The 26,783-nt window shown below is 58.1% G+C and carries 21 protein-coding genes and 1 pseudogene; 6 read left to right on the forward strand and 16 right to left on the reverse strand.

What is annotated here, in order from left to right; all coding sequences use genetic code 11:
- Positions 1 to 14: 14 nt before the first annotated feature.
- The 5 genes from AB4O01_RS05590 to AB4O01_RS05610 all read right to left on the reverse strand — a co-directional run bounded on the left by AB4O01_RS05590 (position 15) and on the right by AB4O01_RS05610 (position 7,016).
- On the reverse strand, positions 15 to 476 hold the full coding sequence (locus tag AB4O01_RS05590; RefSeq protein WP_093431574.1) for a hypothetical protein: 462 nt from the start codon (positions 474 to 476) through the stop codon (positions 15 to 17).
- Positions 477 to 785: 309 nt separating this feature from the next.
- Positions 786 to 1,169 carry a hypothetical protein gene (locus tag AB4O01_RS05595; RefSeq protein WP_093431571.1) on the reverse strand — a complete coding sequence of 128 codons (384 nt, stop codon included), beginning with the start codon at positions 1,167 to 1,169 and terminating at the stop codon, positions 786 to 788.
- Positions 1,170 to 1,273: 104 nt separating this feature from the next.
- Entirely contained in the window at positions 1,274 to 4,906 is a 3,633-nt protein-coding gene (locus AB4O01_RS05600) for a transporter substrate-binding domain-containing protein (protein WP_460090935.1), read from the reverse strand.
- A 7-nt stretch (positions 4,907 to 4,913) separates the two neighbouring features.
- On the reverse strand, positions 4,914 to 5,621 hold the full coding sequence (locus tag AB4O01_RS05605; protein ID WP_099759160.1) for a response regulator transcription factor: 708 nt from the start codon (positions 5,619 to 5,621) through the stop codon (positions 4,914 to 4,916).
- A 174-nt stretch (positions 5,622 to 5,795) separates the two neighbouring features.
- A complete protein-coding gene (locus AB4O01_RS05610) occupies positions 5,796 to 7,016 on the reverse strand; it encodes an EAL domain-containing response regulator (protein WP_116256129.1) in 1,221 nt (406 codons plus the stop codon).
- A 321-nt stretch (positions 7,017 to 7,337) separates the two neighbouring features.
- Here AB4O01_RS05610 and AB4O01_RS05615 point away from each other — a divergent pair, with 321 nt between their 5' ends.
- From AB4O01_RS05615 to AB4O01_RS05625, 3 genes are all read left to right on the forward strand, one after another.
- The gene (locus AB4O01_RS05615) at positions 7,338 to 7,943 is read left to right on the forward strand and encodes a fimbrial protein (protein WP_093431558.1); all 606 of its coding nucleotides are present in this window, start codon (positions 7,338 to 7,340) and stop codon (positions 7,941 to 7,943) included.
- Between the two features lie 68 nt (positions 7,944 to 8,011).
- The gene (locus tag AB4O01_RS05620) at positions 8,012 to 8,761 is read left to right on the forward strand and encodes a fimbrial biogenesis chaperone (protein WP_093431555.1); all 750 of its coding nucleotides are present in this window, start codon (positions 8,012 to 8,014) and stop codon (positions 8,759 to 8,761) included.
- Positions 8,762 to 8,958: 197 nt separating this feature from the next.
- The gene (locus tag AB4O01_RS05625; protein ID WP_460092221.1) at positions 8,959 to 11,427 is read left to right on the forward strand and encodes a fimbria/pilus outer membrane usher protein; all 2,469 of its coding nucleotides are present in this window, start codon (positions 8,959 to 8,961) and stop codon (positions 11,425 to 11,427) included.
- Between the two features lie 73 nt (positions 11,428 to 11,500).
- Here the strand turns inward: AB4O01_RS05625 and AB4O01_RS05630 are convergent, their stop codons facing one another.
- Both AB4O01_RS05630 and AB4O01_RS05635 read right to left on the reverse strand, forming a co-directional pair.
- Complete coding sequence (locus tag AB4O01_RS05630) at positions 11,501 to 12,010, reverse strand: nucleoside deaminase (protein WP_008077533.1); 510 nt, start codon at positions 12,008 to 12,010, stop codon at positions 11,501 to 11,503.
- A 31-nt stretch (positions 12,011 to 12,041) separates the two neighbouring features.
- Positions 12,042 to 13,373: a nucleobase:cation symporter-2 family protein gene (locus AB4O01_RS05635; protein WP_116256127.1), complete on the reverse strand. Its 1,332-nt coding sequence runs from the start codon at positions 13,371 to 13,373 to the stop codon at positions 12,042 to 12,044.
- A 214-nt stretch (positions 13,374 to 13,587) separates the two neighbouring features.
- Between AB4O01_RS05635 and AB4O01_RS05640 the strand changes: the two genes are divergently transcribed.
- Positions 13,588 to 14,502 (forward strand): LysR family transcriptional regulator, encoded by a 915-nt coding sequence (locus AB4O01_RS05640; protein WP_460090937.1) that lies wholly within the window; start codon positions 13,588 to 13,590, stop codon positions 14,500 to 14,502.
- A gap of 52 nt (positions 14,503 to 14,554) precedes the next feature.
- On the opposite strand, the gene AB4O01_RS05645 is transcribed toward AB4O01_RS05640, so the two are convergent.
- From AB4O01_RS05645 to AB4O01_RS05660, 4 genes are all read right to left on the reverse strand, one after another.
- Positions 14,555 to 17,644 (reverse strand): efflux RND transporter permease subunit, encoded by a 3,090-nt coding sequence (locus AB4O01_RS05645; protein ID WP_460090938.1) that lies wholly within the window; start codon positions 17,642 to 17,644, stop codon positions 14,555 to 14,557.
- Complete coding sequence (locus AB4O01_RS05650) at positions 17,641 to 18,750, reverse strand: efflux RND transporter periplasmic adaptor subunit (protein WP_460090939.1); 1,110 nt, start codon at positions 18,748 to 18,750, stop codon at positions 17,641 to 17,643. Before AB4O01_RS05650 ends, AB4O01_RS05645 begins: the two co-directional genes overlap by 4 nt.
- A 325-nt stretch (positions 18,751 to 19,075) precedes the next feature.
- Complete coding sequence (locus AB4O01_RS05655) at positions 19,076 to 19,702, reverse strand: TetR/AcrR family transcriptional regulator (protein ID WP_460090940.1); 627 nt, start codon at positions 19,700 to 19,702, stop codon at positions 19,076 to 19,078.
- Positions 19,703 to 19,760: 58 nt separating this feature from the next.
- The gene (locus AB4O01_RS05660; RefSeq protein WP_460090941.1) at positions 19,761 to 20,927 is read right to left on the reverse strand and encodes an MFS transporter; all 1,167 of its coding nucleotides are present in this window, start codon (positions 20,925 to 20,927) and stop codon (positions 19,761 to 19,763) included.
- A 94-nt stretch (positions 20,928 to 21,021) separates the two neighbouring features.
- Here AB4O01_RS05660 and AB4O01_RS05665 point away from each other — a divergent pair, with 94 nt between their 5' ends.
- The gene (locus AB4O01_RS05665; RefSeq protein WP_460090942.1) at positions 21,022 to 21,927 is read left to right on the forward strand and encodes a LysR substrate-binding domain-containing protein; all 906 of its coding nucleotides are present in this window, start codon (positions 21,022 to 21,024) and stop codon (positions 21,925 to 21,927) included.
- A gap of 61 nt (positions 21,928 to 21,988) precedes the next feature.
- Here AB4O01_RS05665 and AB4O01_RS05670 read toward each other — a convergent pair whose 3' ends face one another.
- The 3 genes and pseudogenes from AB4O01_RS05670 to AB4O01_RS05680 all read right to left on the reverse strand — a co-directional run bounded on the left by AB4O01_RS05670 (position 21,989) and on the right by AB4O01_RS05680 (position 24,178).
- A complete protein-coding gene (locus tag AB4O01_RS05670) occupies positions 21,989 to 22,318 on the reverse strand; it encodes a hypothetical protein (protein WP_460090943.1) in 330 nt (109 codons plus the stop codon).
- 44 nt (positions 22,319 to 22,362) lie between these two features.
- Positions 22,363 to 22,606: pseudogene (locus AB4O01_RS05675) on the reverse strand (hypothetical protein).
- A 141-nt stretch (positions 22,607 to 22,747) separates the two neighbouring features.
- Positions 22,748 to 24,178, reverse strand: a complete 1,431-nt coding sequence (locus AB4O01_RS05680; protein WP_460090944.1) for an aldehyde dehydrogenase family protein — start codon at positions 24,176 to 24,178, stop codon at positions 22,748 to 22,750.
- Positions 24,179 to 24,300: 122 nt separating this feature from the next.
- Here AB4O01_RS05680 and AB4O01_RS05685 point away from each other — a divergent pair, with 122 nt between their 5' ends.
- Positions 24,301 to 25,203, forward strand: coding sequence for a LysR family transcriptional regulator (locus AB4O01_RS05685; RefSeq protein ID WP_460090945.1), 903 nt, complete (start codon positions 24,301 to 24,303; stop codon positions 25,201 to 25,203).
- A 93-nt stretch (positions 25,204 to 25,296) separates the two neighbouring features.
- Here AB4O01_RS05685 and AB4O01_RS05690 read toward each other — a convergent pair whose 3' ends face one another.
- A complete protein-coding gene (locus AB4O01_RS05690) occupies positions 25,297 to 25,890 on the reverse strand; it encodes an NADPH-dependent FMN reductase (RefSeq protein ID WP_460090946.1) in 594 nt (197 codons plus the stop codon).
- Positions 25,887 to 26,744: a sterol desaturase family protein gene (locus AB4O01_RS05695; protein WP_093431520.1), complete on the reverse strand. Its 858-nt coding sequence runs from the start codon at positions 26,742 to 26,744 to the stop codon at positions 25,887 to 25,889. The genes AB4O01_RS05690 and AB4O01_RS05695 overlap by 4 nt, the downstream gene beginning before the upstream one ends.
- Between the last annotated feature and the right edge of the window lie 39 nt (positions 26,745 to 26,783).

Below are 26,783 nucleotides of genomic sequence, written 5' to 3' on the forward strand. Positions count from 1 at the left end.
CGAAGGCGCAACAGCTAGCGGTTTGCGCCCGAAGAAAGCGTGGAGTCGGATGAGGCCGGCTCCGCCAGTTCCTTGAGCGTCGGGTCGGCCAGCATCAGAAAATCCGCCAATCGCGGCAGATCGATTTTCGAGACCAAACGCATCCAGCGTTGCGGATGCGGGTTGAAGACGGTCTTCGACCACTGATGATCATCACTGGGGTTGAAAATCAGCAGGTGACGAATCAGCGGGTTTTCCCCAAAAAAATCGAGCGGATCCATCGCCATCTCGTTGAGCAACTCAGCATTGACGACGACCAGGCTGAGCCGTTGGGGGCAGTAATACGTCAGTACTCTCAGGTCACGATAAGTACAGACGTTCACTACGCTGAGACAGCCCAGCTTGTTGAACTGTTGTTCAATCGACAGACCTCTACGCACGTCGTTATCGGCGATCAGGATCCGCAAGGATCGACTTCGGTTATTTTCAAGAAACATCGGACACCTTTGGCAGCTCCATTCTTCCTTTCAAGAAAATAACCAAGGGGCCAACCTGGCCGATATGAGACTTGTCTCAAAATGACCATAGGGATCGCTGAGCGAAAACCACACCTTGATGACAAGCCCGCGCTAGTGGGGCCCGGCCTGGTTCAAAGTCTTTGGAGGGAGGGGTTTTGCAACGGTGGCGAGCGGCGCAATGCCAGAAGCGCGGGACGGTCGTATACGAACCAGACAATTCTCATTATTTACGCCCCTTTTTGTCAGTAACCTTGAAACAAGGGGCGCAAACTCATTCTTCTCAGTCCATCAAGGCAGCGTCAGCGTCACGACGTAATTGCCAGTCGTTATCTGATGGCCCTTGTTGTCCGTGAGCAGCAAACGCTGGTCGTAATATTTTTCCTGCTCGTGGGTATCGGCAATCATCTTCACGAACACTTGCTGGCGCGGCTCACCCCGCCCTGCCGCACTGACGTTGGTCACCGAGAACATCTGACCAGTGCTCGCCTGCGGACAATCAAGCAGCTCGACAGAAGCAGAAGCACGGCTGGCGCCACTCGCCATGCAACTTGTCTCGACGATCTGTCCGCTGAAGCGAATCACTCCGCTGACAGGCGCAGACTGGGCCGCGCTGACGGTGTCAAAACTCAGCAGGCAGAGACAGGCAATCAATAAAGGACGTCGAATGATCATCGCGAAACTCCATGGTTATTAACCAAGGTATCGCCCGTTGCAAAATGATCTTTAACGTCCCCCTTCAATGCAAGGCCAGTCAGCAGAGCCCTGCGCCAATACGGTTACAGCTCGACCCGTTTGATTTTCTTGATCAGATCAGCCTGTGCATGCTCCAGCTTCAACGCGCTGCGATTGATATCCAGTGGATCGATGACCGGCGCTTCGCACTCGGCCTCAAGGTCGTTACACGCCTCGATGACCTGATGCTCGGCGACAATGCGCGCCGCGCCCTTGATCCGATGTGCCAGGTCAGCCAACAACCCGGGATCGCTTTCGGGTATCAGCGAATGCAGCTCCTCCAGATCCTTCTCACAACTCGACAGCGCCTCGCGCAGCAGTTCTTTCATCATGTCGAGATCGCCTCCGGTGAGCTCGGTCAGACGCTCGCGAATCGACCCCAGCTCCTTGATACCCGCCGCAGGCGGGCTTTCAACTGGCTCGGTTTCGACGTCCTTTTCCCAGCCGGCAAGCAGGGTCGACAAGGTGCTGAGGCTGATCGGTTTGAACAGACAGTCGTCCATCCCCGCCTCTCGGCATTTCACTTTTTCTTCCGGCTGCGCGTTGGCTGTGAAGCCCAGCACGATACACCGCGCTCCACCACTGTCGCGTTCGTCCTGGCGAATAGTGCGGGCCAGTTCGTAGCCGTTCATGACCGGCATGTTGCAGTCCGTGATCACAATGTCGAACGGCTCCGAACGCCACAATGCCAATGCCTGCGCTCCATCGGCAGCATCACGCACCGCCTGGCCAAGAAAGCTGAGCTGCTGCGTCAGCAGCAGACGGTTGGCGCTCTGGTCATCCACTACCAGAATCCGCAGCGTCGGCACTGGCTTGTCCTGGACAACCGAAACAGGCAGCACCTTGCCGCCGAGCGGACTGAGGATATTGAAGAACAGCGACACTTCCAGGCAGGTGCCTTTGCCCAGCGTACTGGTGATGTTCAGTCGCCCGCCCATCAACTCGCACAACGAACGTGAAATCGCCAATCCCAGACCGGTGCCGCCCCGGTTCGAGGGGCCGTGATTGGCTTGCGAAAACGGCTGGAACAGGTTCTGCAGATCAGCGCTGGAAATGCCGATGCCGGTATCCTCGACTTTGAGATCGACCTGCAAACGTTCGTCAGCAAGGCGTTGGCCGCGAATCGAGACGCTGACATGCCCGGTATCGGTAAACTTGATGGCATTGCCGACCAGATTCGAGAGCACCTGCTGGAAGCGCATCGGATCAACCAGTACGTCACAGCCGACTGTGGCGTCGATATCGAGCTTCAATACCAGACTCTTCTGCCTGGCCAAGCCGTCGAACACCCGCGCCACGGACTCCACAAGTTCGCGCAGGTTGGCACGTTTGGGCGAAAGACTGACATGCCCAGACTCGATGCGAACCACATCGAGGATATCGCCGATCAGCTCCAGCAGGCCTTTCGCCGAGTCGTAGGCCACTTCAATCGCCGGTCGATCGAAGTGGCCCTGCTCGGCGCGCTTGAGGGTGAGTTCGAGCATGCCGATCACGGCACTCATCGGCGTACGGATCTCGTGGCTCATGGTCGCGAGGAACGTGGTTTTGGCGCGGCTTGACTCATCGGCCAGCTCTTTCGCCGAACGCAACTCCTCGATCAGTTCGCGGCGTTCGCTGATGTCGATCCAGCCGCAGATCACGCCTCTGACTTCCCCCGTCGTGTCGTGATAAGGCTGGATCCAGTGATAAATGATCAGCCGCGTTTCACCGACATGCAGCGTGCGATCCACCTCGTAAGGTTCGTCCCGCTCGATGACGCGCAGATAGTCATCGTGAAATTGCAACGCTTCCTGGCGATTGCGCTTGCCGCTTTCGAGCACGGTCTTGCCGATCACGTCTTTTTCCAAAAGGCCAAACGTCTGCAGATAATTGTTATTGCAGGTGACAAGCCGACCTTCCCGATCGCGTACGTAAATGGGATGCGGCGTGCCGTTGATCAGCGCCCCCATGAACTTCAGTTGATCGCCGAGCAAGCGCTCTGCCCGACTGCGTTCGCGGATCTGCCGGCGAATATAGAAATTCCACGCCAGCGATCCGAGGATAATCAAGAAGGCACCAGCGCTGATTTGATAGATCAACACCTTGTAATCGCGCCACGACAGTCCCGAGAACGCGGCAATGGGACGCCAACGGTTGAGAATCACGTCCAGCTCGTCTGGTGGAATGCTCAGCAGAGCCTTGTTCAGAATGCTGACCAGTTCGGTATCGGCGCGCCGGGCGGCGAAGGCGAGGAAACCCTTGTTCATGCCGACGATGTTGGAGATGCGCAAACTGTCACTGTAGATGTGAGCGATGTAGTAGCGCGCACCGTGCAACGTGGTAATCATCGCGTCCGCTCGCCCATCCTTCACGTCAGCCAGCGCCCCCAGCACTGTCTCGCTGTCGACAATTTCAATGTCGGGATAATCCTTGAGCAACTCACGCTCCGCCGAACTCTCGGGAACGGCGACGCGCTTGCCGCGTAGCTCCTGCAGGCTTGAAGGCGCGCCAGCGTCCTTGGCGGTGACGATCACAAAAGGACTGGCGAGGAACGGGTGGGTGAAACGCATACCGACTTCACGGGAGACGGTTGGCGTCAGCAACGAGATATCGGCGCTGCCATCCAGCAGGCGTGTGCTCAAGCTGGAAAAGCTGTCGGTGCGCTTCACATCGATCTGCAAACCAGTGCGCCGCTGAATCAGTTCCAGCAGATCGGCGCCGATTCCGCCAAAGTTGCCATCGCCATCAAAGAACGCAAATGGCGCCTGATCATCATTGATCACGAACCGCGCGACCGGGTGCAGCTCAAGCCAGCGTGCTTCGCCGGGTGTCAGATCGATACGTTTGGGTGTCAGTGCCCCGCCGCCACCGGACCAGCGCTTGGTGATTTCGGCTATCTTGCCGTCACCCATCGACTCGATGACCGAGTCGATCAGACGCAGCAGTTGATCATTACCTCGGCGCAGGGCAAAGCTGAAACCGTTGGTTTGCGTTTTGACGAAAGAGTGCAGGCGCACATAGTTGAAGTAGTTGAGGTTGATCAGATAGTTGCTGGACACCGTGTCGCCCAGAAACAGATCGACTTTGCCAAAGGCCAGCGCAGCCAGTGCCAACTCGTTCGATGGGAAAAGTACGAACTCGGCGTTGGGATACAAGCCATGCAGCTGACTGGATGGCAGGTAATCGTCGGCAACCGCAATACGCAAACCGGCCAGATTGGCCGGCATCGGTCGCCGATCATCGCCGCGCATGAACATTGCCGGCACGTCTTCGACATAAGGCTTGCTGAGCGTAACGAGGCCGTCGATCAACTCGAAACTGTTGGAGCTGCCCAACATGTCGATGTCGCCACGTTCAAGCGCCGCCATGGCATCGCGACGGTCGGGATATGCCTTGACGGTAACTTCGACATGCAGGGCCTGACCGATAATGCAGGCGATGTCGGCGGCAATCCCCTCATAACGCGTACCGCTGGCGGTCATGACATAGGGCGGGAAATCCGGAAGCGCCGATCCCAATACGAGGCTGCGTTTCTGCCGCAGCCAACTCCAGTCTTCATTGCTCAGATCGACCTGCACCTCCTTGCAGTCTGATCGACCGAACACCTGCAGAGTGCGCGGCTCTGCTGCCCACAACGACCCGCTACCGAATACGAAAAGCACACTGACGAGCAAAACACCGCGCAACAGATGAAACATAAGCGAGTTATCCCTGGTTGTCGGCTGTCAGGCTGTGCTGCAACTTGAACAGCTCTGCATCACCACGAATGCCAAGCTTTTTGAAAGCGGCCTGTTTTTGCCCACTGATGGTTTTGCGACTGCGCGAGAACTTCAAAGCGATCTGCGTCACCCCCATGCCCTCGAGACAGCAGCGCAAGACTTCTTTCTCCTTCGGCGACAGCAAAGGATTGCTCAGAAAATCGTCGCTGTGCACCGCGCCGTCATCATTGGCACCAGCAGGCTCATCGACCGACGCAGGCAGCACATCAAGCTCGAAGGCCATTGCCGGCGACAGGTACAACTGGCCGGACGCTGCGCAGCGGATGCCCGTGATCAGGTCATCGACTGGCTGGGACTTGCCGAAGAATCCACTGACGCCCGCTCCGATCGCCATGTTCACCACCGCCGGGCGCTCTTCAGAGGATGAGACGAGGATGCGCATGTCTGGATATTGCTTGCGCAGCAGGCGAATCAGATTAAGCCCGTCCAGCTCGCCATCGTGCAGCTTGTAGTCGAGTATCAGCAGGTCGATGTCGACCTCGCGCAATCCAGCGAGCAACTGCGCGCTGCTCCCGTACACACCCACGACACTGAACTCGGCTTCGCGCGTCAACCGCGATTTCATCGCCAGACGTATGAGCGAGTGATCATCAAGGATGGCAACGCGTAACGGATTCACGACTGACCAATGCATGAGCAGCTCCATGATGAGGAGGGTTGAAGGATCATCAGCACTTGGCAACCGCAGCCGATCCCGGGCATCACCGAAGCTTTCAGGTGCATCTGATTGATTTCTCGGCACATGATGATTGTTTTAAAGACACGACGAAATAGGGCTTTGTCCCAAAAGTCAGACCGCGAGCGCGCATCAAAGGTCGGACGTACCTATTGCGCGGCGCCAGGACGACTTTTGACCCTCGAAGCGCCAATCGACCAGGTGCGCCCAATTCATGGGTCGAGCATAGAAGAAGCCCTGCCCCCACTGGCAACCGAGTCGAGCCAGGTGATGAACCTGGTCTGCGGTTTCAATACCTTCTGCGACCACACGCATGTCCAGCTCGCGCGCCAGGGCCAAGGCACCGTGGATGACCGCACTGTAGCGAGCCTGCTGGAAATTCTGCACGAAGCCGGCGTCGAGTTTGATTTCGTTGAACGGCATCTGACACAGTCGCTCCAGCGAAGAATAGCCGACACCGAAATCATCGATTGCCAGGCTGAAGCCGAGCATGCGCAGACGCACCATGTTTTCCATGCTGATCTCGGGCATCTGCAGCAGACCGGTTTCCGTCAGCTCGAATATCAGCCCGGCTGGCGAGGCACCGTGAATGCGCAACAGCGCCTTGATCCGATCGACAAGATTCGGGTTGGCCATCTGCGTCACGTCGAGATTGAACGCGAGCTTGAACGGTTTGCCGTGGGACTGCACGAAACGCTGCAGACTCAATCCTTGCGTGAGCAGGCTGAAAAACATTTCGTCAAGCAGCCCGCAACGCTCGATCGTGGGCAAGAACATGCCCGGTGAAAGTAACCCGCGACTGGGGCTTTGCCAGCGCACCAGCACCTCGGCGCCATCCACTTCACCACTGCGCAGATGAAACTTGGGCTGGAAGTACGCGCGAAATTCCTGCCGACGTATCGCTTCAAGCACTTCGTTCTCCGAAGGCTGATCGAGATGACTTTCCGCCACTTTGACATCGACCTGGCTGTGCGGGCGATAGCGCGCCAGCAATGGCGCCAGCACATCGACCATCAACGGCTTTGCGACACTGCCGAGCAATTCCAGGCCCTGCAACGTGACAATTCGATCAACCGTGCGCAACAAGTCTTCAGGCAGTGAACTGCAGATGATCACTGCGCGAATCAATCCAGCCTCTCTCGCCAGGCGCAAAAAGGTCAAACCATCCATCCCGGCCATGCTCAGGTCACACAACGCAACGTCCACGCCCCCTGCCTGGGAGATCACAGCCAGCGCATCTTTGCCGTCAGCCGCCTGAAAGATATTTTTGTAACCCAGACTATTAAGCGCGCTGACCGCAGCCGTGCGCTGGAAGGCGTGATCTTCCAATACCAATATACGAAGCGTGTTCACAAACCGGGAACCTCTTTCTATCAGCTATTAATAGCAAAACATCTGAACTATCTTTCAAGCAGAAAGAACACCGACAAACTTTGCACTGACTGAGAATTTCTGCATCCGCGAATACTAACCAAATAGAACCCGCGCGACTTTAAGAATTGTCTCATTTGGTCTGCCGTAAATTAACTGAAGATATAAATACTCACTTCCGATATTGCTGACTTGCTCGCACTTGCTACGATTTAAGACAAATCTCAAAGACCCATCGCTATCACCGACCTAACATGGCCTGGCATTTCAATGCAGCACTTCACAATAACTTCGGATATAAACATGAAAAAGTTCGCTTTCGCAGTACTCACTCTTTCCGTACTGGCTGCCTCCACTGGTGCACTGGCTGAAGAAGAAGCCGCTAAAGCCGTCAAGGGCGGCAGCGGTCAAATCAGCTTCACCGGCGTCATCAACAACGATGCGTGCTCGGTAGATGGCGCTTCGGGTAACGACAAGATGATTGCCGTGGACATGGGCAGCGTATCGATCAAAGACATGGGCACCGATTCTGCCCCGGGTGCTGGTCGCGTGGCTGCCAATGATTTCAACCTGAAAGTGAACTGCAACGCCGGCACCAAGGTGTCGATGCTGTTCAAACCAACCGTCAACGGCGGTTCGGGCCTGGTTGATGGCAAGAAAGTTCTCAAGCTGCAAGGTACTGATGCGGCCAAAGGCGTAGGTATCGCGCTGCTGGACAGCAACGGCCAGTTGATCGACCTGAGTTCCGAAGCCACAGCCAAAGTTCAGACCAGCCTGACTGGCGACGGCACCACTGGCGGCGACGGCACCCTGTCGTTCGCAGCCGCTTACGTCACCACCGGCGACAAGGCCACCGCTACTGCAGGTACCGGTAACGCCACTCTGCCGTTCGTTCTCGAATACGAATAAGCAGCGCGCAATACCTGGACGGGGCCGCTGTGCCTCGTCCTTCCCGACCAGATCAATCGGTGAAAACTATGTTAAGTCGCTATTTTCCGCTGTGTCTGGGGCTTGCCGGGGTGTTGATGACGCACTCGGCATTCGCCAGCATCTCCTTGAGTTCCACCCGGGTCATCTTCGATGGCGCGCACAAAGAGGCAAACGTCACCGTGCGCAACGGCGGGCAAACCATCCTGGCGCAATCGTGGCTGGATGCCGGCGACACCGCTGGCAGCGCGCCGCCATTTGCGGTGACTCCACCGCTGGCCCGACTCGAACCCAATCAACAGCAACTGTTGAGGATTCTGTATGAAGGCCGCGGCATGCCTGCGGACAAAGAGTCGGTGGTGTGGCTGAACGTGCAGGAAATCCCTCAGGCCAGTGCTGCCGATGTCAATACGCTGCAACTGGCGGTACGTCAGCGCATCAAGGTGTTCTTCCGTCCGGACGGACTGACCGGTGACGCTGCGCAAGCGCCGGTGCAACTTGTATGGCAATTGGTCACGCAAGCTGGCAAGTCGGTACTGAAAGTAAAAAACCAGAGTAATTACCATGTGTCGCTGGCCGACCTGAAAGTCGCTGCAGGAAAAAAAGCAGAGTTGGTGATTGATTCGACAATGATCGTTCCGGGCGAAGTTCGTTCCTTCAACTTGAAAGAGTTGCCACCTGGATCTCCGCGTCTGACGTTTTCAGCCATTAACGATTACGGCGCACAACAACGATTCGATGCACCACTCAGCGCTACCGAAAGTCATGCCGAGCGCGTGAAAGATGCATCCGCCCAGTAACTTCCCCGCCCCACCCCGCCAATTCACAAGCTATTTACGAGTTCCGGACTCCGGTTGAAGCAACACGGACTGATAAGGCAAATTGCATGTTTTCCTCCCAACACCACACATCTGCAAGTTGTGTAAAGCATCACGTTGCGCGCCATAAAAACAAACCGGCGTTGGGCTGCCTGCATCCATTGTGCTTTGCCATCAATATGGCCATTTGTGGATTCGCCATGGGTGCCGAAGCCCCCGCCGCAGTAGCGGGTGAGGCGTTCAATACCTTGTTTCTGGAAGGTTCATCGGCGGTTGATCTGCAACCCTTGTTGAATGCCAACAGCGTTCTGCCGGGCCGATATCGCGTTGACGTGTTCAGCAACGGCACGCTGGTCGGTCGTCGCGACGTTGATTTCGCGGCCAACCCACTCAACGGCAAAGTCGAGCCACGCATCACCCTGGAATTGTTACAGCAGCTGGGTGTGGACATGCGCAAACTGCGTGAGCAAGGTCTGGTTGATGAGCAACGGCCTGCCGATCACTACGATCTTGCGTCGATGATCGAGCAAGCCAGTATCAGTTTTGACGCCAACCGCCTGCGCCTCAATATCAGCGTGCCGCAGGTTGCTATGGCACGTGGCATGCGCGGCTATGTTGACCCAGAACTTTGGGACGATGGCGTGGCCGCCGGGTTCATCAACTATCAGTTGAGCAGCACCCGCAGCAAAACCGATTACTCGACGCAAATCTCCAATAATCTGGGGCTGCGCAACGGCATCAACTTCGGTGCCTGGCGTTTGCGCAACGAGTCCAATCTGAGCAGTGCCACCGGCCGGCCCAATCGGTTTGTCAGCAATCGCACGTTCATCCAGCGCGACCTCACGGCGATCAAGGGGCAACTGAGCGCGGGTGAAATCTTTTCCGACTCAGACCTGTTCGACAGCGTGCGCTATCAAGGCGTCAAGGTGGCCTCTGATGAGGGCATGCGTGCAGACAGCGAGCGCGGCTATGCGCCGATCATTCGTGGCGTGGCTGAAACCAATGCGAAGATCGAGGTCCGCCAGGATAACTACATTCTTTACACCACCAACGTGCCGCCGGGGCCGTTCGAGATCAGTGATATCTATCCATCGGGCTCCAATGGCGATCTGGAGATCACCATTGTCGAGGCGGATGGTCGGCGCAAGGTCACCCGGCAGGCCTTCTCCGCCTTGCCGACGATGGTGCGTGAGGGTCAATTGAAATACAGCCTGTCGAGCGGCAAATTCAACAACAACAGCGAGGGCTACGACAAGCCGGCCTTCCTGGGCGGCACTTTCGCCTACGGTTTGACCAGCAACCTGACAGGCATTGCCGGCATTCAGGCCAGCAACGGTTTCAAGGCGCTTTCCGTCGGTGCGGCGAAGAACACTTCGATTGGCGCGATGTCACTGGACGTCACGCAATCGTCCAGCAAGGCATTTGGCAAAACGACCCAGGGCAGCAGCGTACGCGCGCTCTATGCAAAGACCTTCACCGGCACCGATACCAGCTTCACCCTCGCCGCCTATCGTTATTCGACCGAGGGTTACCGCACGCTGACCGACCACGTTCAGGACACCAGCACCGGCGCTACGCGGCGCGCAGGTAACGCCAAAACCCGTACCGACCTCACGATCAACCAGACCCTGGGTGAAGCGCGCCAGTACGGCTCGCTGTACTTGAATGCCAGTGATCAGCGCTATTGGGATCGCGGTGGTTCGCGCAGCTTTTCTGCCGGTTACAACAATAATTGGCGCGACCTGAACTACAACATCAGTTTGAGTAAAACCGAAGAGTTCGGCGCACGCGGTGACACCACTCACGACACCCAACTGAGCGTTTCGATCTCATTCCCGCTCGGATCGACACCTCGCGCGCCTCGCGCCTATATTTCCAGCAATCATCAGAATACCGGCACCAGTACACAAGCCGGGATCAATGGTTATCTGACTGAAGACAGTGACACCTACTATTCCGTACAGACCGGCCGCAGTGTGCAAGGTGATCGCTCTGGCTCGCTCAGCCTGAGTACCCGCACAGCGATGGGTGATCTGGGATTGGGCTACAGCCGAGGCAGCGGTTATGAATCACAGAACCTGAGCGCGGCCGGCTCGATCGTGGCCCACGCGGGGGGAATCAACATGGGCCAGACCGTCGGCGAAACATTCGCACTGGTGGCGGTGCCTGGCATGTCAGGGGTAGAAGTCAGCAGCTACTCCGGCGTAAAAACCGGCCTCAACGGCTATGCCGTCGTTCCAAATGCACAGCCCTATCGCGTGAACTGGGTGACGTTGGATACACGCAATCTCGGCGGTGAAATCGAGTTGGACAACGCCACTCAACAACTCGTACCGAGACGAGGTTCAGTCGTGCTCGCGCGCTTCGAAGGCAGCAAAGGGCGACGGATCCAGTTCGAACTCTACGATGCCGAGGGCAAACCCCTTCCATTCGGAGCGGTATTGATGGACGCCGACGGTAAACAACTGGCGCTTTCCGACCCCACCGGCAAGGCGTTAGCGCTTGTTACCAAAGATCAAGGCATCATCACAATCAAGTGGCAGGGCAAGAGTTGCCCCGCCCCTTACAAGCTGCCAGAAAGGCTAAAGGATTTGAACTATGAGCATTACAGGCTTTCTTGCTCAACCAGCGTAGACACATCGAAATAACACATTCAATTCGTCAGTCTTAAACGACAAGGCTCTGATTTATTCAGAGCCTTGTCGTTTCTGGAGCTCCCTGTTACGACCAAAAACCCTTGTGCGGCTCAGCCGCCTCGCCCTCCAGCATCGGCCCCAACACACTGACCTTGCGCTGCCCCTTGGCGAACACCTCGCGGCACGGCAGCGAGAACGTCGGGTTCTCCGGATGGTCACCGGTCAATCCCAGTAACGCATGCTCCGACAAGGCATAAACCACCCGCCCGATGCCCGTCCAATACACCGCGCCGGCGCACATGCAGCAAGGTTCGGCGCTGGTATATAGCGTGCACAATTCCAGCTCTTGCGGCGACAGAAGTTTTGCCGCTGCTGCGGCCGCCACCAACTCGGCGTGCTGAGTCGGATCGCCTTCCGGTGGCATCGAATTGTTCCCGGCTTCAACAATCACCTTGCCGTTGCGATCGGCCACCAATGCCGCGAACGGATGGCGACCGCGTTGCTTCGATGCCTCGGACAAGGCGATGGTCTGGCGCAGCAACGTCAGATCAAGCTCGCTGACGCCGGCCGGGATGAGCTGAGTGAATTGATTCATGGGTAACTCCTGGGCAGTGGAAAACAAACAGTCAGTCGGCCAGTTCAGCGCCGATGGTTTCAGTGGATTTTTTATCGTTGTTGAGCAGGATGTTGAGGACGATGGCGGTGATCGCACCGAGGAAAATCCCGCTGTCGAGCACCAGTTTCAGGGTCGGGCCGACGTGCTCGAACAGCGCCGGAAAGGACATTGGCAGCACGCCGACGCTCACCGATACGGCGACGATGATGCCGTTGCGAGTGCCCTCGAATTGCACCCGTGACAGTTCCTGAATCCCCGCCACCGTGGTCATGCCAAACATCACGATCGCGCAGCCACCGAGCACTGGCGTCGGCACTGCGGCGATCAATGCACCGAGTTTCGGGAACAGCCCCATCAGCACCATGATTGCCCCAGCCGCGGCCACGACGAAGCGGCTTTTCACATTCGAAAGCGCGATCAAACCGGTGTTTTGAGTGAAAGCGTTGTAGGGAAAACTGTTGAACAAGCCACCCAGCATGGTCGACAAACCGTCGGCGCGAAACGCGTTGCCGAGGGTCTGTTGCGTGGTCGGTTTGCCGGTCAATTTGCCGATCGCCAGGCAGTTGCCGGTGGTCTCGGCCATGATCACCAGCATCGCCAGGGTCATGATCAGAATCGGCACCGGCGCGAATTCCGGCGCGCCGAACGCCATCGGCGCACTCAGCTCAAACCACGCCGCTTCGCTGACCCGACCGAAGTGAGTCATGCCGCAAGCCGCTGCGATCAGGCTGCCGACGAACAGACCAATCAGCACGCTGAGGTTGCCAATGAAACCCTTGAATTTGGCGTAGATCAGCAACGTCACGCTGACTGTGGCCAGGCCCAGCAACAAGTTCGCGGGATTGCCGAAGTCCGCCGAGTCGGGATTGCCCCCGCCCAGCCAGATCGCCGCTGCCGGCATCAGCGAGATGCCGATAATGGTGATCAGACTGCCAATCACCACCGGCGGAAAAAACCGCAGCAAGCGGCTGAACACCGGTGCCAGAGCAATGGTGATAAAGCCTGCCGCGATCACCGCACCGAAAATCTGACTGAGGCCGAATTCCTTGCCGATCATGATCATCGGCGCCAGGGCTATGAACGAGCAGCCCTGAATCAGCGGCAGCCGCGCGCCGAACTTCCAGAAGCCAAGGGTTTGAATCAACGTCGCCACACCCGAGGTCAACAGGTTGGCGTTTATCAGTAAAACGATCTGCGCCGAGGTCAGCCCCATCGCACTGCCGAGAATCAGCGGCACTGCCACCGCTCCCGCGTACATCACCAGCACATGCTGCAAGCCAAACGTGAACAACTGTCGCAGTGGCAAAACCTCGTCCACCGGATGAATGCGTTGTGTAGTCATTTCACACGCTCCTGAAGGTGCGGCATCTGTTGAGATCGCGGGCATGCTCAGGGGCGCTTGAAAGTCAGATCCGCCCCGGAGATCGTTTGACGCGGGGCCATAGTTGAACGTTTATTACGATGAAACAAATTAGCAACCATCGTTTTTTTCGATGGCACAATCAGGCATTCGTTAGCCACTCCAAACCTTTATTTTCGACCCGGGAGTTCACCGCTTGCGCTTCTCACTCGATCAACTGTTGATGTTCGTCCAAGTGGTCAAAAGCGGATCGTTTTCCGCCGCCGGGCGCCAACTGGGCAAGACCCAATCGACCATCAGCGCGGCGATTGCCAACCTCGAAACCGACCTTGGCGTCGACCTGTTCGACCGCAGCAACCGCAGCCCTGCCCTCACCGCCAGCGGCCACAAATTGCTGGTGCAGGCCGAAGCCGTGCTCGAACGCTGCATGACCTTCGAAGCCCACGCCGATTGCCTGTCGGACAACGTCGAAACCAGCCTGACGCTCGCCATTGAAACGCCGTACGGCCCGATCATGCCGGTGCTCAAAGCCTTCGAAGCCGCGTTCCCCTTCGTCGACCTGATCATCCGCCATCCGGTGTATGGCGACGTCAGCGAACTGGTCAGCAGCGGCGAAGCGGTACTCGGTGTGGCGTTTTCGCAGCCCGGCTACCCCAAGGAACTGGCGTTCCAGCAACTGGGCAAACTGATCATGCTGCACGTCTGCCATCCCGATCATCCACTGGCGCAACTCGATGACGTCACCTTCGACGACCTGCACGTCCATCGCCGCCTGGCCTTCAGCGCCCACGCAAGCAAACTGCCGAGCAGCGAATACCTGCGCTCGACCCAGTTGTGGCAAGCGGAAAGCTATCTGGCGTTATTGGAAATGGTCCGCGCCGGGCTAGGCTGGGCCACCCTGCCCCGGCAGCTTGTTCAGCGTGAACTGGCCAAGGGTGAGCTGGTGGAACTGCAGCTCTCGGCGTATCCGCATACGGACTGGCAGATCGGTGTGGATTTGTTGTGGGCGCGGCAGCGACCGCTGGGCAAGGCCGAGCGGTTGCTGAAGGAGAAATTGCAGGGCAACAAGGTGTATGAGCTGGACCGCAACGGACAGATCACCACACTTTGACGGGGGGGACAAAGAGGCCCGCGAAAGCGGGCCTCGATTGCAGGCGTTGTTACTACGCCAGTCTGACTGTTCCAGTCTGAGCCTGGTGCTCAGGGCGGATCTTGAACCAGATGGAATACATCGCCGGCAGGAACACCAGCGTCATGATGGTGCCGACGAATGTGCCACCGATCAGGGTGTAGGCCAGCGTCCCCCAGAACACCGAGTGTGTCAGGGGGATAAAGGCCAGGATGGCCGCCATTGCCGTCAGCAGTACCGGCCGTGCACGTTGCACCGTGGCCTCGACAACGGCGTGGAACGGGTCCAGCCCTTCCAGCGTGTTGTGATGGATCTGCCCGATCAGAATCAGCGTATTGCGCATCAGGATCCCCGACAGCGCAATCAGACCGACCAGCGCATTGATGCCAAACGGCTGATTGAAGATCAGCAGCGTCGGCACCACGCCAATCAAGCCTAGCGGTGATGTGAGAAAAACCATGATCATCGCCGCGATCGAACGCACCTGCACGATGATGATCAGCAACGTCATGGCGATCATGATCGGCAGCAAGGGCAAGATCGCCTTGCCCGCCTTGCCGGACTCTTCGATAGCCCCCGCCTGCTCGATCCGGTAACCGGAGGGCAGTGTCTCGATGATCGGCTGCAACTGCTTGAGGATCACGCTCGAAACATCCGGTGGCTGCAAACCTTCGGCAATGTCGCCACGCACAGTGATAGTAGGTGTGCGGTCACGGCGGCGCAGAATCGGGTCCTCCATGCGCACATCGACCTCGCCAATCTGCGATAACGGGATGCGTTGTCCCGACGCGCCGACCAAAGTGAAACCCTTGATCTGCGCCGGGTCGAGCCTGATATTGCCCGCCGCACGCCCGACGACCTGCACAGAACGAATATCCTCGCGAACCGCCGTGATCGGTACTCCGCTCAGCAGAAACTGCAGTTGCTGGGCGACCGCATTGGAGGTCAGCCCCACTGCCTGCAGACGGTCCTGATCGAGACTGAAATGCAAGGTCGGGGTCAGCGGTCCCCAGTCGGTGTTCACCGTTCTGATCATCGGGCTGTCTTGCAGCACGCTCCGGACCTGCTCGGCGATATCGCGCAGCTTCGCCGGATCAGGGCCCATCACCCGGTAGGCAACCGGAAACGGCGAATAAGGACCGAACACAATTTGCGTGGCCCTGACACGGGCTTCCGGCGCGAGCCCCTCGGCAACCGCTTCGCGCAGCCGGAACTTGAGGGTTTCGCGTGCTTCCTGACTGTCCGTCAGCACCACGATTTTCGCAAACGAAGGGTCGGGTAATTCTGGCGCCATCGCCAGGAAGAAACGCGGCGCACCCTGGCCGATATAGGCCGTGACGATTTTGGCCTCATCCTGCTTTTGCAACCAGGCTTCGACCTTGGCGGCCGTGGCGCTGGTCTGCTCGATCGAAGTGCCGTAGGGCATTTGCACCTCGATCATCACCTCGGGGCGGTCAGAGGTCGGGAAGAACTGTTTCTTCACCAGCCCCATGCCTGGCACGGCGACGAAAAACAGCGTGACCACCGCGCCTGCTACTAACCATTTGCGGACGATCACGGCGGTCAGCAGCCGACGGAAGCGGTTGTAATTCGGCGTGTTGTAGATCGCCGCGTGGCCACCTTCGACCTTCTTGATGTCCGGCAACAATTTCACGCCCAGATACGGGGTGAACGCCACCGCGACGACCCAGGAAGCGATCAATGCGATGCCGACGATCCAGAACATGTTGCTGGTGTACTCGCCGGCAGTGGACTGGGCAAAACCGTTGGGCAAAAAGCCGATTGCCGTCACCAGCGTACCGGACAGCATCGGCGCCGCCGTATGGCTCCAGGCATAGGCAGACGCCTTGATGCGGTCGTAGCCCTCCTCCATTTTCACCACCATCATTTCAATGGCGATGATCGCGTCATCGACCAACAGCCCGAGCGCAAGGATCAATGAGCCGAGGGTAATGCGATCGAAGTTCTTGCCAGTGGCGGCCATCACCACGAACACAATCGCCAGGGTCAACGGCACAGCCGCGGCGACCACCACCCCTACCCGCCAGCCCATGCTGAGAAAGCACACGAGCATGACCACCAGCAGCGCGACAAAAAACTTGACCATGAACTCGCCGACCGCCGAGTCGATATTGACCGCCTGGTCGGTGACTTTGGCGAGGGTCATGCCCAATGGCATTTCCGCATTGATCCGCGCGGTCTCCGCATCCAGCGCCTTGCCCAGATCCAGACCGTTCCAGCCCTCGCGCATCACCACGCCCAGCAGCAGCGCGTCTTCACCGTTATTGCGCACAACAAAGGTGGCCGGATCTTCGTAACCGCGTTCAACCGTCGCCACATCAGAGAGCTTGAGTGTGCGCCCCTGCACGGAGACCGGTGTGTCGCGAATTTTCTGCACCTTGTCGAAGGCGCCGTCGAGACGCAGAAAAACCTGCGGCCCATTGGTTTCGATGGAGCCGGCGGGCGTCAGCACGTTCTGACTGTTCAGCGCGGCGAAGATGTCCTGCGGCGACAAGCCGAGGGTCGCCAACCGGTCATGGGAAAACGAAACGTAGATGCGCTCGGCTTGCTCACCGATGATGTTGACCTTCTTCACCCCCGGCACGTGCAGCAGACGCTGGCGCATGGCTTCCGCATCACGCACCAGCAAGCGCTGTGGCTCGCCTTTGGCTTTCAAGGCGAACAGCGCAAAGGTCACATCGGAAAATTCATCGTTGACCATCGGCCCGATCACACCGGCCGGCAACCTGATGGCTTCATCGTCGAGTTTCTTGCGTGCTTGATAAAACTCTTCCTGCACTTGCGAGGGCGGCGTGCTATCGAGCAACGACACCATCGTGAACGCCAGTCCAGGGCGTGTGTAGGTTTCCGAGCGGTCGTACCACTTGAGTTCTTGCAGGCGCTTTTCAAGGGGTTCGGCGACCTGATCCTGCATCTCTTGCGCCGTCGCACCGGGCCACGCGGTAATCACGGTCAACTGCTTGACCGTGAACGGTGGATCCTCCGCACGCCCCAGTTGAAAGAACGACAAAGTCCCCGCAACGGCAATCAGAAAAATCAGAAACACCGTGATCGCCCGCTCGCGCACGGCGATGGCCGAAAGGTTGAAACGCCCCTGGCTCATAGACGACTCCCGGCAACGCTGGCTTCGCTCTGCTGCGGCAATCGTACTTCTTCGCCATCGCGCAGCAGATGGGCGCCCAACGCTACAACCTGCTCACCGGCAGTGAGGTCGCCAGCGATGCGCGCCGAATCATCGCTCAACCCCAGCACCTGAACCGCTCGCCAGGTCACCTTTGCCGGCGTTCCGGCGATCAGCCACACACCGGGTCCTTTGCCTGGGTCGAAAACGGCGCCGATGGGGACTTGTAACGCCTGTGTCTGGGTGGCGCCCTCGGCAATGCTGAGGGTCACGGTCGCACCGATCGGCGCATTGGCCAGCGGCCCTTCGAGCACATACCGCGCTTCGAATGTGCGCGTCGTTCGGTCTGCGGAGTCCGAAAGCAGCCGCAGTTTTGCCGTGACAGCCGCTGAATTCATGCCGTAGAGGCTGGCTTGCGCGGTGGAGCCGACAACCGGGCGCAGGGTTTCGGGCAGATGCACGATGGCTTCGCGTTGCCCTGCGCGGGCCAATCGCACCACCGGTTGTCCCGGGCTGACGACTTGTCCAGGTTCAGCGAGTGTTTCCACCACCACGCCGTCCGCATCAGCGACCAGCAGCGCATAACCCGAAGCATTGCGGGCCACGTCGGCCTGCGCTTGCGCGGCGTTGAGCTGCGCCTTTGCCGTCTCCGCGGCGGCTCTGAACTGATCGTAGGCTGATGCCGATATGGCGCCAACGCCGACCAGTTTGCGATAGCGAGCCTCATCGTCGGCTGTCTGTTTGGCGCTGGCGCGAGCAGCTATGACCGCCGCCTGCTGCGCCCGCGCTTGCAGCCCGAGGTCGACCGGGTCGAGACGCATCAGCGGCTGCCCTCGCTTAACGGCCTGCCCTGTATCAACCAGGCGTTCCAGCACTTTGCCCGATACGCGAAAACCCAGGTCGCCCTGAACGCGCGCCGCGACCACTCCGGTGAAAGAGCGAGCGACATCGGGTGACGCCTGAACAGCAGCGGATCTGACCAGCGGCGCCTGTGTGCGAGGATCCGCACCGCTGGAAGACTCGCCACAGGCACTCAGGGCAAGAGGCAACAAGCATGCGGCAATGGGGAAAGGTCGGAGCCGGCGCATAGGTTCCCTTACTGAGGAATAGGATGATCATCATATTCTCAGCCTTGTGACCAATATCGTCAACGGTCACCAATCAAGAAATAACTGCATCCTGACCAGCAGCGATATAGGACTGTCCATCGAATGGATGGCCCGACTCGCTATTGTTATGGTTACCTGGCATCTAGACTTGTATATAGCCATACCATTCATATGACCAATTCCGATAATGGTCACCTCTAGCTAAATGTATAGCTCGCCCGCCACTCATGTGCAGGGAACAGGAAATTTAATAGGAGGATGCCGCGTTGACTCGAATCGCCTGAAAACTTTGCTCAGCGATGGGTCAAGGCATGAGGCTGCGCAGGATGAGGTTGGTGGTCAGTGTGGGCGCTTGTTCGATCAGATCCAGATTGTGCTGCAACAGCAACGGGTTGACGAAAGGTCGCAGCGCCAGATTGATCGCCTCGACGGTCTCGTCCAGCGGGGTCTTGCGCTCGAACTCCCCCGCTTCTCGACCTTGACGCACGATGGCGAGGATAAAGCCCTTGATCTGCGCTTCGTACACCTGGGCGCTGTTCCAGCGCTCTGATGCGGAAAACGCCGCGATGTCGTAGAGCTTGCGATCGTTGAAGAACAGATCCACACCCGTGGCGATCACGGTTTTGACCAGCCTGCGCAAACGCTCGGTGGCTGAAAGCGCTTCTGCGTTAACCGCTTGTTCGACGGCTGCAGCGATTTGGCCCAGGCAGTTGCCACAAATGGCCTCGCCAATCGCCTGCTTGGAATCAAAGAATTTATAGATGTACGCCTTGGAAAAACCGATGGCCTTGGCCAGGTCGGAAACCGTGGTTTTACCGTAGCCATATTGGCTGAAATGCTCGTTGGCCGCGGCGACAATCTGGTCACGAATGTCGTGTTCGGCGGGGCCACGAGTGCTCGGCGAGGAGGCAGATAGGGATGGCTGATTCATGGGGGCAGCTTACTCACCCTATGAATGACTGACAACTCGCCGAGCATTGTTGAACGTGTTACACCACGGCGACTTCAACCGTTCTGGAACGCCACGCAAATCCCAACACCATCAGCAGCCCCAGGCCCGCCATCGCCGCGCCGGCCAGGGAGATCGCCGGGTAACCCAGCCCGCTGCTGATCACCGCGCCGCCCAGCGCCGCGCCAATCGCATTGCCGAAGTTGAAGGCGCCGATGTTCACCGCCGAGGCCAGATTGGGCGCGTCCTTGGCTGCTTCCATTACACGCATCTGTAGCGGTGGCACCAGAGCGAAGCTGGCGATACCCCAGATCAGGATGGCCACGGCGGCCGGCAGCGGCCAGCGCATCAGTACGGTGAACGCCAACAAGACCAGAATCAGCACGCTCAGCGAGACGATCAGGGTGCGATCGATCGAGCGGTCAGCAGCCTTGCCGCCCCACATGTTGCCCAGCGTCAACCCGACACCGTAAAGCATCAGCATGGCGGTGATGTAAGCAGTGGACGCATGGGTCTCGCTGCTGAGGATCGGTGCGATGTAGGTGAAGACGGTAAACATCGCGCTCGAGCCGACGACGGTCAGGGCCAGCGCGGCGAGCACCGGGCCGCGCCCCAATACCCGAATTTCCGCCATGACACCGACGCTTTGCGGCGCCCGCACGTTGGGCAAAGCGAACCACAACGCAGCCATGGTCAGCACGCCCAGGCCGGTAATGCCCCAGAAAGCCGTGCGCCAACCGAACAGTTCGCCAAACCAGGCGGCAAGCGGCACGCCGCCGATGGTCGCCAGGGTCAGGCCCATGAACATCGCCGCAACCGCCCCGGCACGTTTTTCCGGGGCGACCAGGGTGGCGGCGACGACGGAGCCGACGCCAAAAAATGCACCGTGGTTCAGTGAGGTGACCACCCTGGCGACCATGAGGCTGTAGTAATCGGTGGCCAGGGCCGACATCAGATTACCCAGGGTGAAAATCGCCATAAGCCCGATCAGCAGATAGCGTCGGGGAATCTTGCCGGTGGTCAGGGTCATCAGCGGTGCGCCGAGCAATACGCCCAGCGCATAAGCACTGACCAGCAAACCGGCAGCGGGAATGGAAACGCCCAGATCCGCAGCGATACCCGGCAACATGCCCATGGGGGCGAATTCTGTGACGCCGATGCCGAAGGCACCGATGGCGAGTGCAACAAGTGGTGGATTGATACGCATGGAAAGCTCCTTATCTATGCCGCCAATGCTACGATCCCGTCTTTTCAGGCGGTAGATAGCATTTTTGGCAATCACCTTTGCGTAGGAGGCACAAGTGGATTTCAACGGCAGATCAGGTGAAATGAGCGTATTCACCACCGTTGCGCAGGAAGGCAGCCTGTCGGCCGCCGCGCGTGCACTGGGCCTGACACCCTCGGCAGTCAGTCGGATCATTGCGCGTACCGAGCAACGTCTTGGCACCCGCCTGCTGCTGCGCACTACCCGAGCGATCACCTTCACCGCCGAGGGCGAAGCGTTCCTGCGCGGCGCCCGGCGGATCCTCGCCGACATGGACGAAGTTGAAGAAGCCATCGCCGATCAAGGCGTGCCCAAGGGGCGACTGCGGGTCAGTGCCGCCCTTGGCCATGGACGGCTGGCCATCGTTCCCTTGATCGCAGCCTTCAGCGCCCGTTACCCGAACATCGTCGTCGACCTCAACCTCGGCGACGAAGTGGTCGACATTCTTGGCGGGCAAGCCGACGTCGCGGTGCGCTTCGGCCATCTGCCCGACAGCCCGCTGACCGCACGCAGGATCGGCACCACCGGCCAGGTCGTGGTGGCATCGCCGGAGTATCTGCAACGCCACGGCATCCCTCAGGAACCGGAAGACCTGCTACAGCACAACTGCCTGCGCTTCAATTTCAAGCGTGCCGAACCCAACTGGCCATTCATTCGCGATGGCAAAGCGTTTTCCCTGAAGGTCAGCGGCAACATCGAATGCAGCAGTGGTGAAGCGTTGGCACAATTCGCGCGAATGGGCGCCGGCATTGCCCGTATCGGGGAGTTCAGCGTGAGTGAGGATCTGCAGCGCGGCGAACTGATTGCGCTGCTGGAAGCGTGGAACCCGGGGGACCAGGAACCGATTCATGCGGTGTTCGTCGGTGGCGCGGCAATGCCGGCGCGGGTGCGGTTGTTCGTCGACTTCTTGGTGGAACATCATCGGATGTCAGCCGAGACGTAAGCTGATATTTGCGGATATTCGTGATGTTGAATTCAACATATGTCGGCCTGGAGAGCGTGGATCAACTTAAATACCCTATCGCTCCCAGAGACTCAATCAAACGCACCAATGCCGGCTTGTCGGTTGGTTTTTCGCCGATGCAACACACACCCGGGTCGCTGAGAGAGCACCAAACCGACACCGGATCGCCTACCTTCAGCCCGTATGAGGCTTTACGCAGAGTTGCAGTTGACCAAGCGTCAATGGTTTCGTTGAGAGACTTGTGAAACCGCTTCCCATTGGCGCTATAACTGAAGCTCATGAACTGCGCTCCAATCCACGTCCCCTCACTCCCTACAAACGTTACGTAGCCTTGTACCACTTGCCCCACAGGTACATCGCCAGCGCTCATCAATTATCTCCTGAGAATGTGCCCGACATGCCGGGACGACGCGATCATCCATGTTCCGCTGCCAACATTGACCTGAACTGAGCAATGCTCTCTGAAGATAGCCCGGCACCTTCAAACACTGCGCAGGTGAAGCTGACGGGGGCGGTGCCTGGAGCAGTACAGCCAATCCACCCTGCGAACGAAACTGCCCCATAGCAGGAGCAAAAAACCTGACGTCGATCCCGTAAAACGGGGAAAGCATATTCCCAGTCCGCAACCGGATGTCAGTATCAAACCCACGCGAGCCATCAGCCAGGATCCTCCATGAATGCCCGTAACATATGACGACAACAAACAGACATCAAGGGCAGCTTCGGGCCGTTTTCAGTCGCTCGGTGAACGCTAAATTGCCATTCCCCCCCAGTGCCCCCAGACAGGAACCTGACCCAGTCATTTCAATGGGGCAGAGCTGATCAACGCCTTCGGCTCCAAATACGCGCTCATCCCCCACCTGCCCATTTCGCGCCCAAGGCCTGAATGCTTGAATCCACCGAAGGGCGCACGTGGTTCGTGGGCCAGGGTGTTGATGAGCACGCGCCCCGCATCGATCTGACGAGCGACGTTCATACAACGTTCCGAGCTTTTTCCCAGCACCAGGGCGCTCAGCCCATAGTCCGTATCGTTGGCAATGCTGATTGCATCGGCATCATCCTCGTAGGGAATGATTGTCAGCACGGGGCCGAAGATTTCCTCACGCGCGATGCGCATCCGGTTGTTGGCATCAGTGAAGATCGTGGGCTTCACGAACCATCCGACATGCAAGCCTTGCGGGCGACCTTCGCCACCCGCCAGCAACCTCGCACCTTCTTCCTGGCCGGTACGGATGTAGCGCTGCACCCGTTCCCATTGTTTCTGGCTCACCATCGGACCGATGTCGGTGTCGGTGTTACGCGGATCGCCCGATCGGATCTGTGAGACGCCCTCCTTCGCAATCCGCTCGAACTCTGCCAGCCGGCGGCGCGGCACGAGGATGCGAGTGCCTGCGATGCAAGCCTGGCCGCTGTTGAGAAATCCGGCTTGCAGCACCATCGGCATGACGGCCTGGAAATCCGCATCGTCAAGTACGACGGTGGGCGACTTGCCGCCGAGTTCAAGCGTCACGCGCTTCATGGTGTCAGCACCGGTTTTTACCAGGTGTCGCCCGATAGCGGACGAGCCCGTGAACGAGATCTTGGCGACATCGGGATGTCGCGCGATTTCCTCACCGACCACATCGCCTCGCCCGTTGACGATGTTGAATACACCCGGTGGCAGCCCCGCTTCGTGCAACGCCCTGACCACGACCTGCGTCTGCAATGCGCTCATCTCGCTAGGCTTGATGACGGCGGTGCAGCCTGCTGCCAGCGCGGTGGCCAGCTTGTTGCAGATGAAGCCTGCATTGCTGTTCCAGGGCGTGATCAGACCGGTCACGCCCACCGGCGTCAGAATGACCCTGGCCATGCCGACCTGTTCCTCGAAATCGAATGCCTCCAGTGCATCGATTGCCTGCGCGATCACCTCGGCCGGATAAGTCGCCATCCAGCGCCCGCGAACCGCAGGTGCGCCGTACTCCACGAGGATGGCTTCCAGCAGCTCCTCCTCCCTTGCCGCCATGGCCCGGTGCATGCGGTGCAGTGCCGCAATGCGTTCCTCCCGGCTGGTACGGGCCCACGCCGGGAACGCAACCTTGGCGGCTGCGATCGCACGCTGTGCGTCCAGTGCGTCGCCCAGCCGAACCTGGCCGATGACTTCCTCGGTACTCGGGTTATGAAGATCAAACCACTCCTGACCGTGTGGAAGGACGAACTCGCCGTTGATGTAGATATGTTCAATGCGTTGCATGGCGACTCCCGCTCAAAAACGGCTCGCCTGAATCGAGCCTCTGTGAAGGAGTCTAAGAAGGGTTCATTATTCCGATAAGCCATCCTTTGGCTGATGAAGCATCCTTATATTCAGGACAATCCATGCACAGAACAGCAATGACCGAGCTGGAAGTGGTACTGGCCGTGGCGCGCCGCAGCAGTTTTCGCGGCGCAGCACAGGAGTTGGGCATGTCCACCACCGCCGTGAGCAGCGCAGTGGCCGGCCTGGAAGCTCGCCTGAAAGTGCGCCTGTTCAATCGCTCCACGCGCAGCGTTGCCCTCACCGACATCGGCCAACGCTATGTGGCACGCATCGCACCTGCGTTGGCACAGATCAAAAGTGCCGGCGAGGAAGCCAGCGCCGGCCCCGATGAACCCAGCGGCACATTGCGCATCAATGCGCCGCATGGCGCGGCCTACCTGCTGTTGGATCCGCTATTGAAGCAGTACGCTCAGCGCTATCCCGAAGTGCGCATCGACATCGTCAGCGAATCAAGCATGGTCGACATCATCGCCGGTGGCTTCGACGCCGGGATTCGCCTGGCAGAGTCTGTGCCGCAAGACATGATTGCCGTGGCACTGTCAGGTGACATCCGCATGCTCGTGGTGGCCACGCCCGAGTACCTCGAACGCCACGGCGTGCCCGAGCATCCGCGAGATCTGCTCACCCACCGGAGCATCGGCATGCGCATGGCCCATGGTGGCCTCTACCAGTGGGAATTGGAGTGCGATGGCCAAAAACTGCAGATGGATCTGCCGGTGTGCTTCGCGTCCAACGAGTTGCTGGCCATCAAACAGGCCGTGGTGTCGGGCCTCGGCATTGGGTTCATTTCCGAGTGGTTCATCCAGGAAGAACTGGCGAGCGGCGCCCTGGTGCCGGTGTTGCTGCCGTGGTGCCCGTCGTTTGGCGGGTTGAGGCTCTACTACTCGGGCCATCGCTTCGTGCCGGCGCGATTGCGCGCACTGATTGAACTAGCGCAGGAGTTACGGCCCACTGTGGTTTGATCTGGACTGAGTTGGAAATAGTTGACCTTTACCGGCAGCCACTAATGTTTAGCTTTAACAGTTGCACTTTAAACTTATTGAGGTGCGACAATCTCACATCCCCGTAGAGAACTCAGGAGGATGTTTGATTGAAGTTCGTATCGTACGCAAGGCGTCATTGTATTGGCAAAGAACATGCAAAACCCAATCGGCACGTGCGCGGATGCGCATATCATTTTCATCTGAAGGGCACTCACTGTTAAACATTGATTCAACGTTTCTTATAATCAGTTGCTCAGGCAAATACAGGATCCGGCTATTTTTATAGCTTGAAGCACGTAATTCGGTAATTGGGTAGGCTCCCCCAAGTCCAGCCGAAACGCCAACTAGAAGCGCGGGCTTATGCCCTAGTTCGCTGAACCCTGCGTACAAAAAGAAGTTCTTCAGGGCCGGGCAAGCCATGCCATTCCACTCTGGGCTAATCACGATCAATGCTGTTGCTTTTTTGAGGGTGGATTGCTGGGCACTCCAGGCTTTCTGAGTGTCTTCTTCTGGCCACAGCGGTAGCGGACTCGACGCCAGATCTATCAGTTCGCTTGAGTCACAAAGCTCAAGTGCTTCTAACCGCTCGCGCAGATAATGCGCAACTTTGATTGATTGACTGTTGAATCTATTCGATCCAGACAGCAGAACGATATGGCGACTCATTGTGCGACCTTCTGTTTAGCTTCACTTACCTTGGGTGCCGTGCGATGGGAGCGAACGATTGGCCAGAACAATTCTTCTTTCCAGGTTATCGGTGACAAGTGTTCGATACCGTATGCTGGCGGACGCCTACGGGTAATTTTGGCTGTTCCGAACAACACATCCCATAAAAATAACAGGTTACCGAAATTACCTTTGTAGTGAGTCACGCCATCCTCTGCAGTCAAACCGTGATGCGCAGAATGAGTGGATGGAGTGGAAATGGTTCGCTCAAGAACCCAGATGATCGGCCGTAAAGCGCGAATGCGATAAAGTTTGTCGTCCCACGCAACATTGCTGTGTGCGGCGAAGATCACAGTCATTTTTATAATCAAATAAACATAATAAACGGGTGCGAGCCCCAGATAAATCAACACGCCAGATAGCCAGATGCCCGGCATCAAGAGATAGTAGAAACTATTGTTGCGATAGACGATGCGAATGCTCATATAGGGCGCGGAATGATGTGCGCGATGCAATGCATAAAGAGCAGGAATACGATGCGTCAGGCGATGCCACCAATATTGGGTCATGTCATCCAGCAGTAGAAACAACGCAAATCCTGCGATCCATGGAATAGAGGTCAGTGCGCCCTTCATTTCCGGGATGGCGTGATTTAATATCAGACCACTTAGCCACATGACTAAAGGAAATGTGACCATCACTAATATACCGGAGCCGACGACTTCAATGAGTACGTCACGTTTACTACCTGACGACTGACGAAGCGAGGAACAGGCAAGTTCCAGTAAAATGAAGGAGAGGAAAATCCCGGCTACTATCACTGCGGGGTTATTGACGAGCATTGTTGTATTCATGGCACTCTCGATTTAGGCCCTTCCGGGCAATGCCCTTTC

This window comes from Pseudomonas sp. S2_E02 (assembly GCF_054668355.1).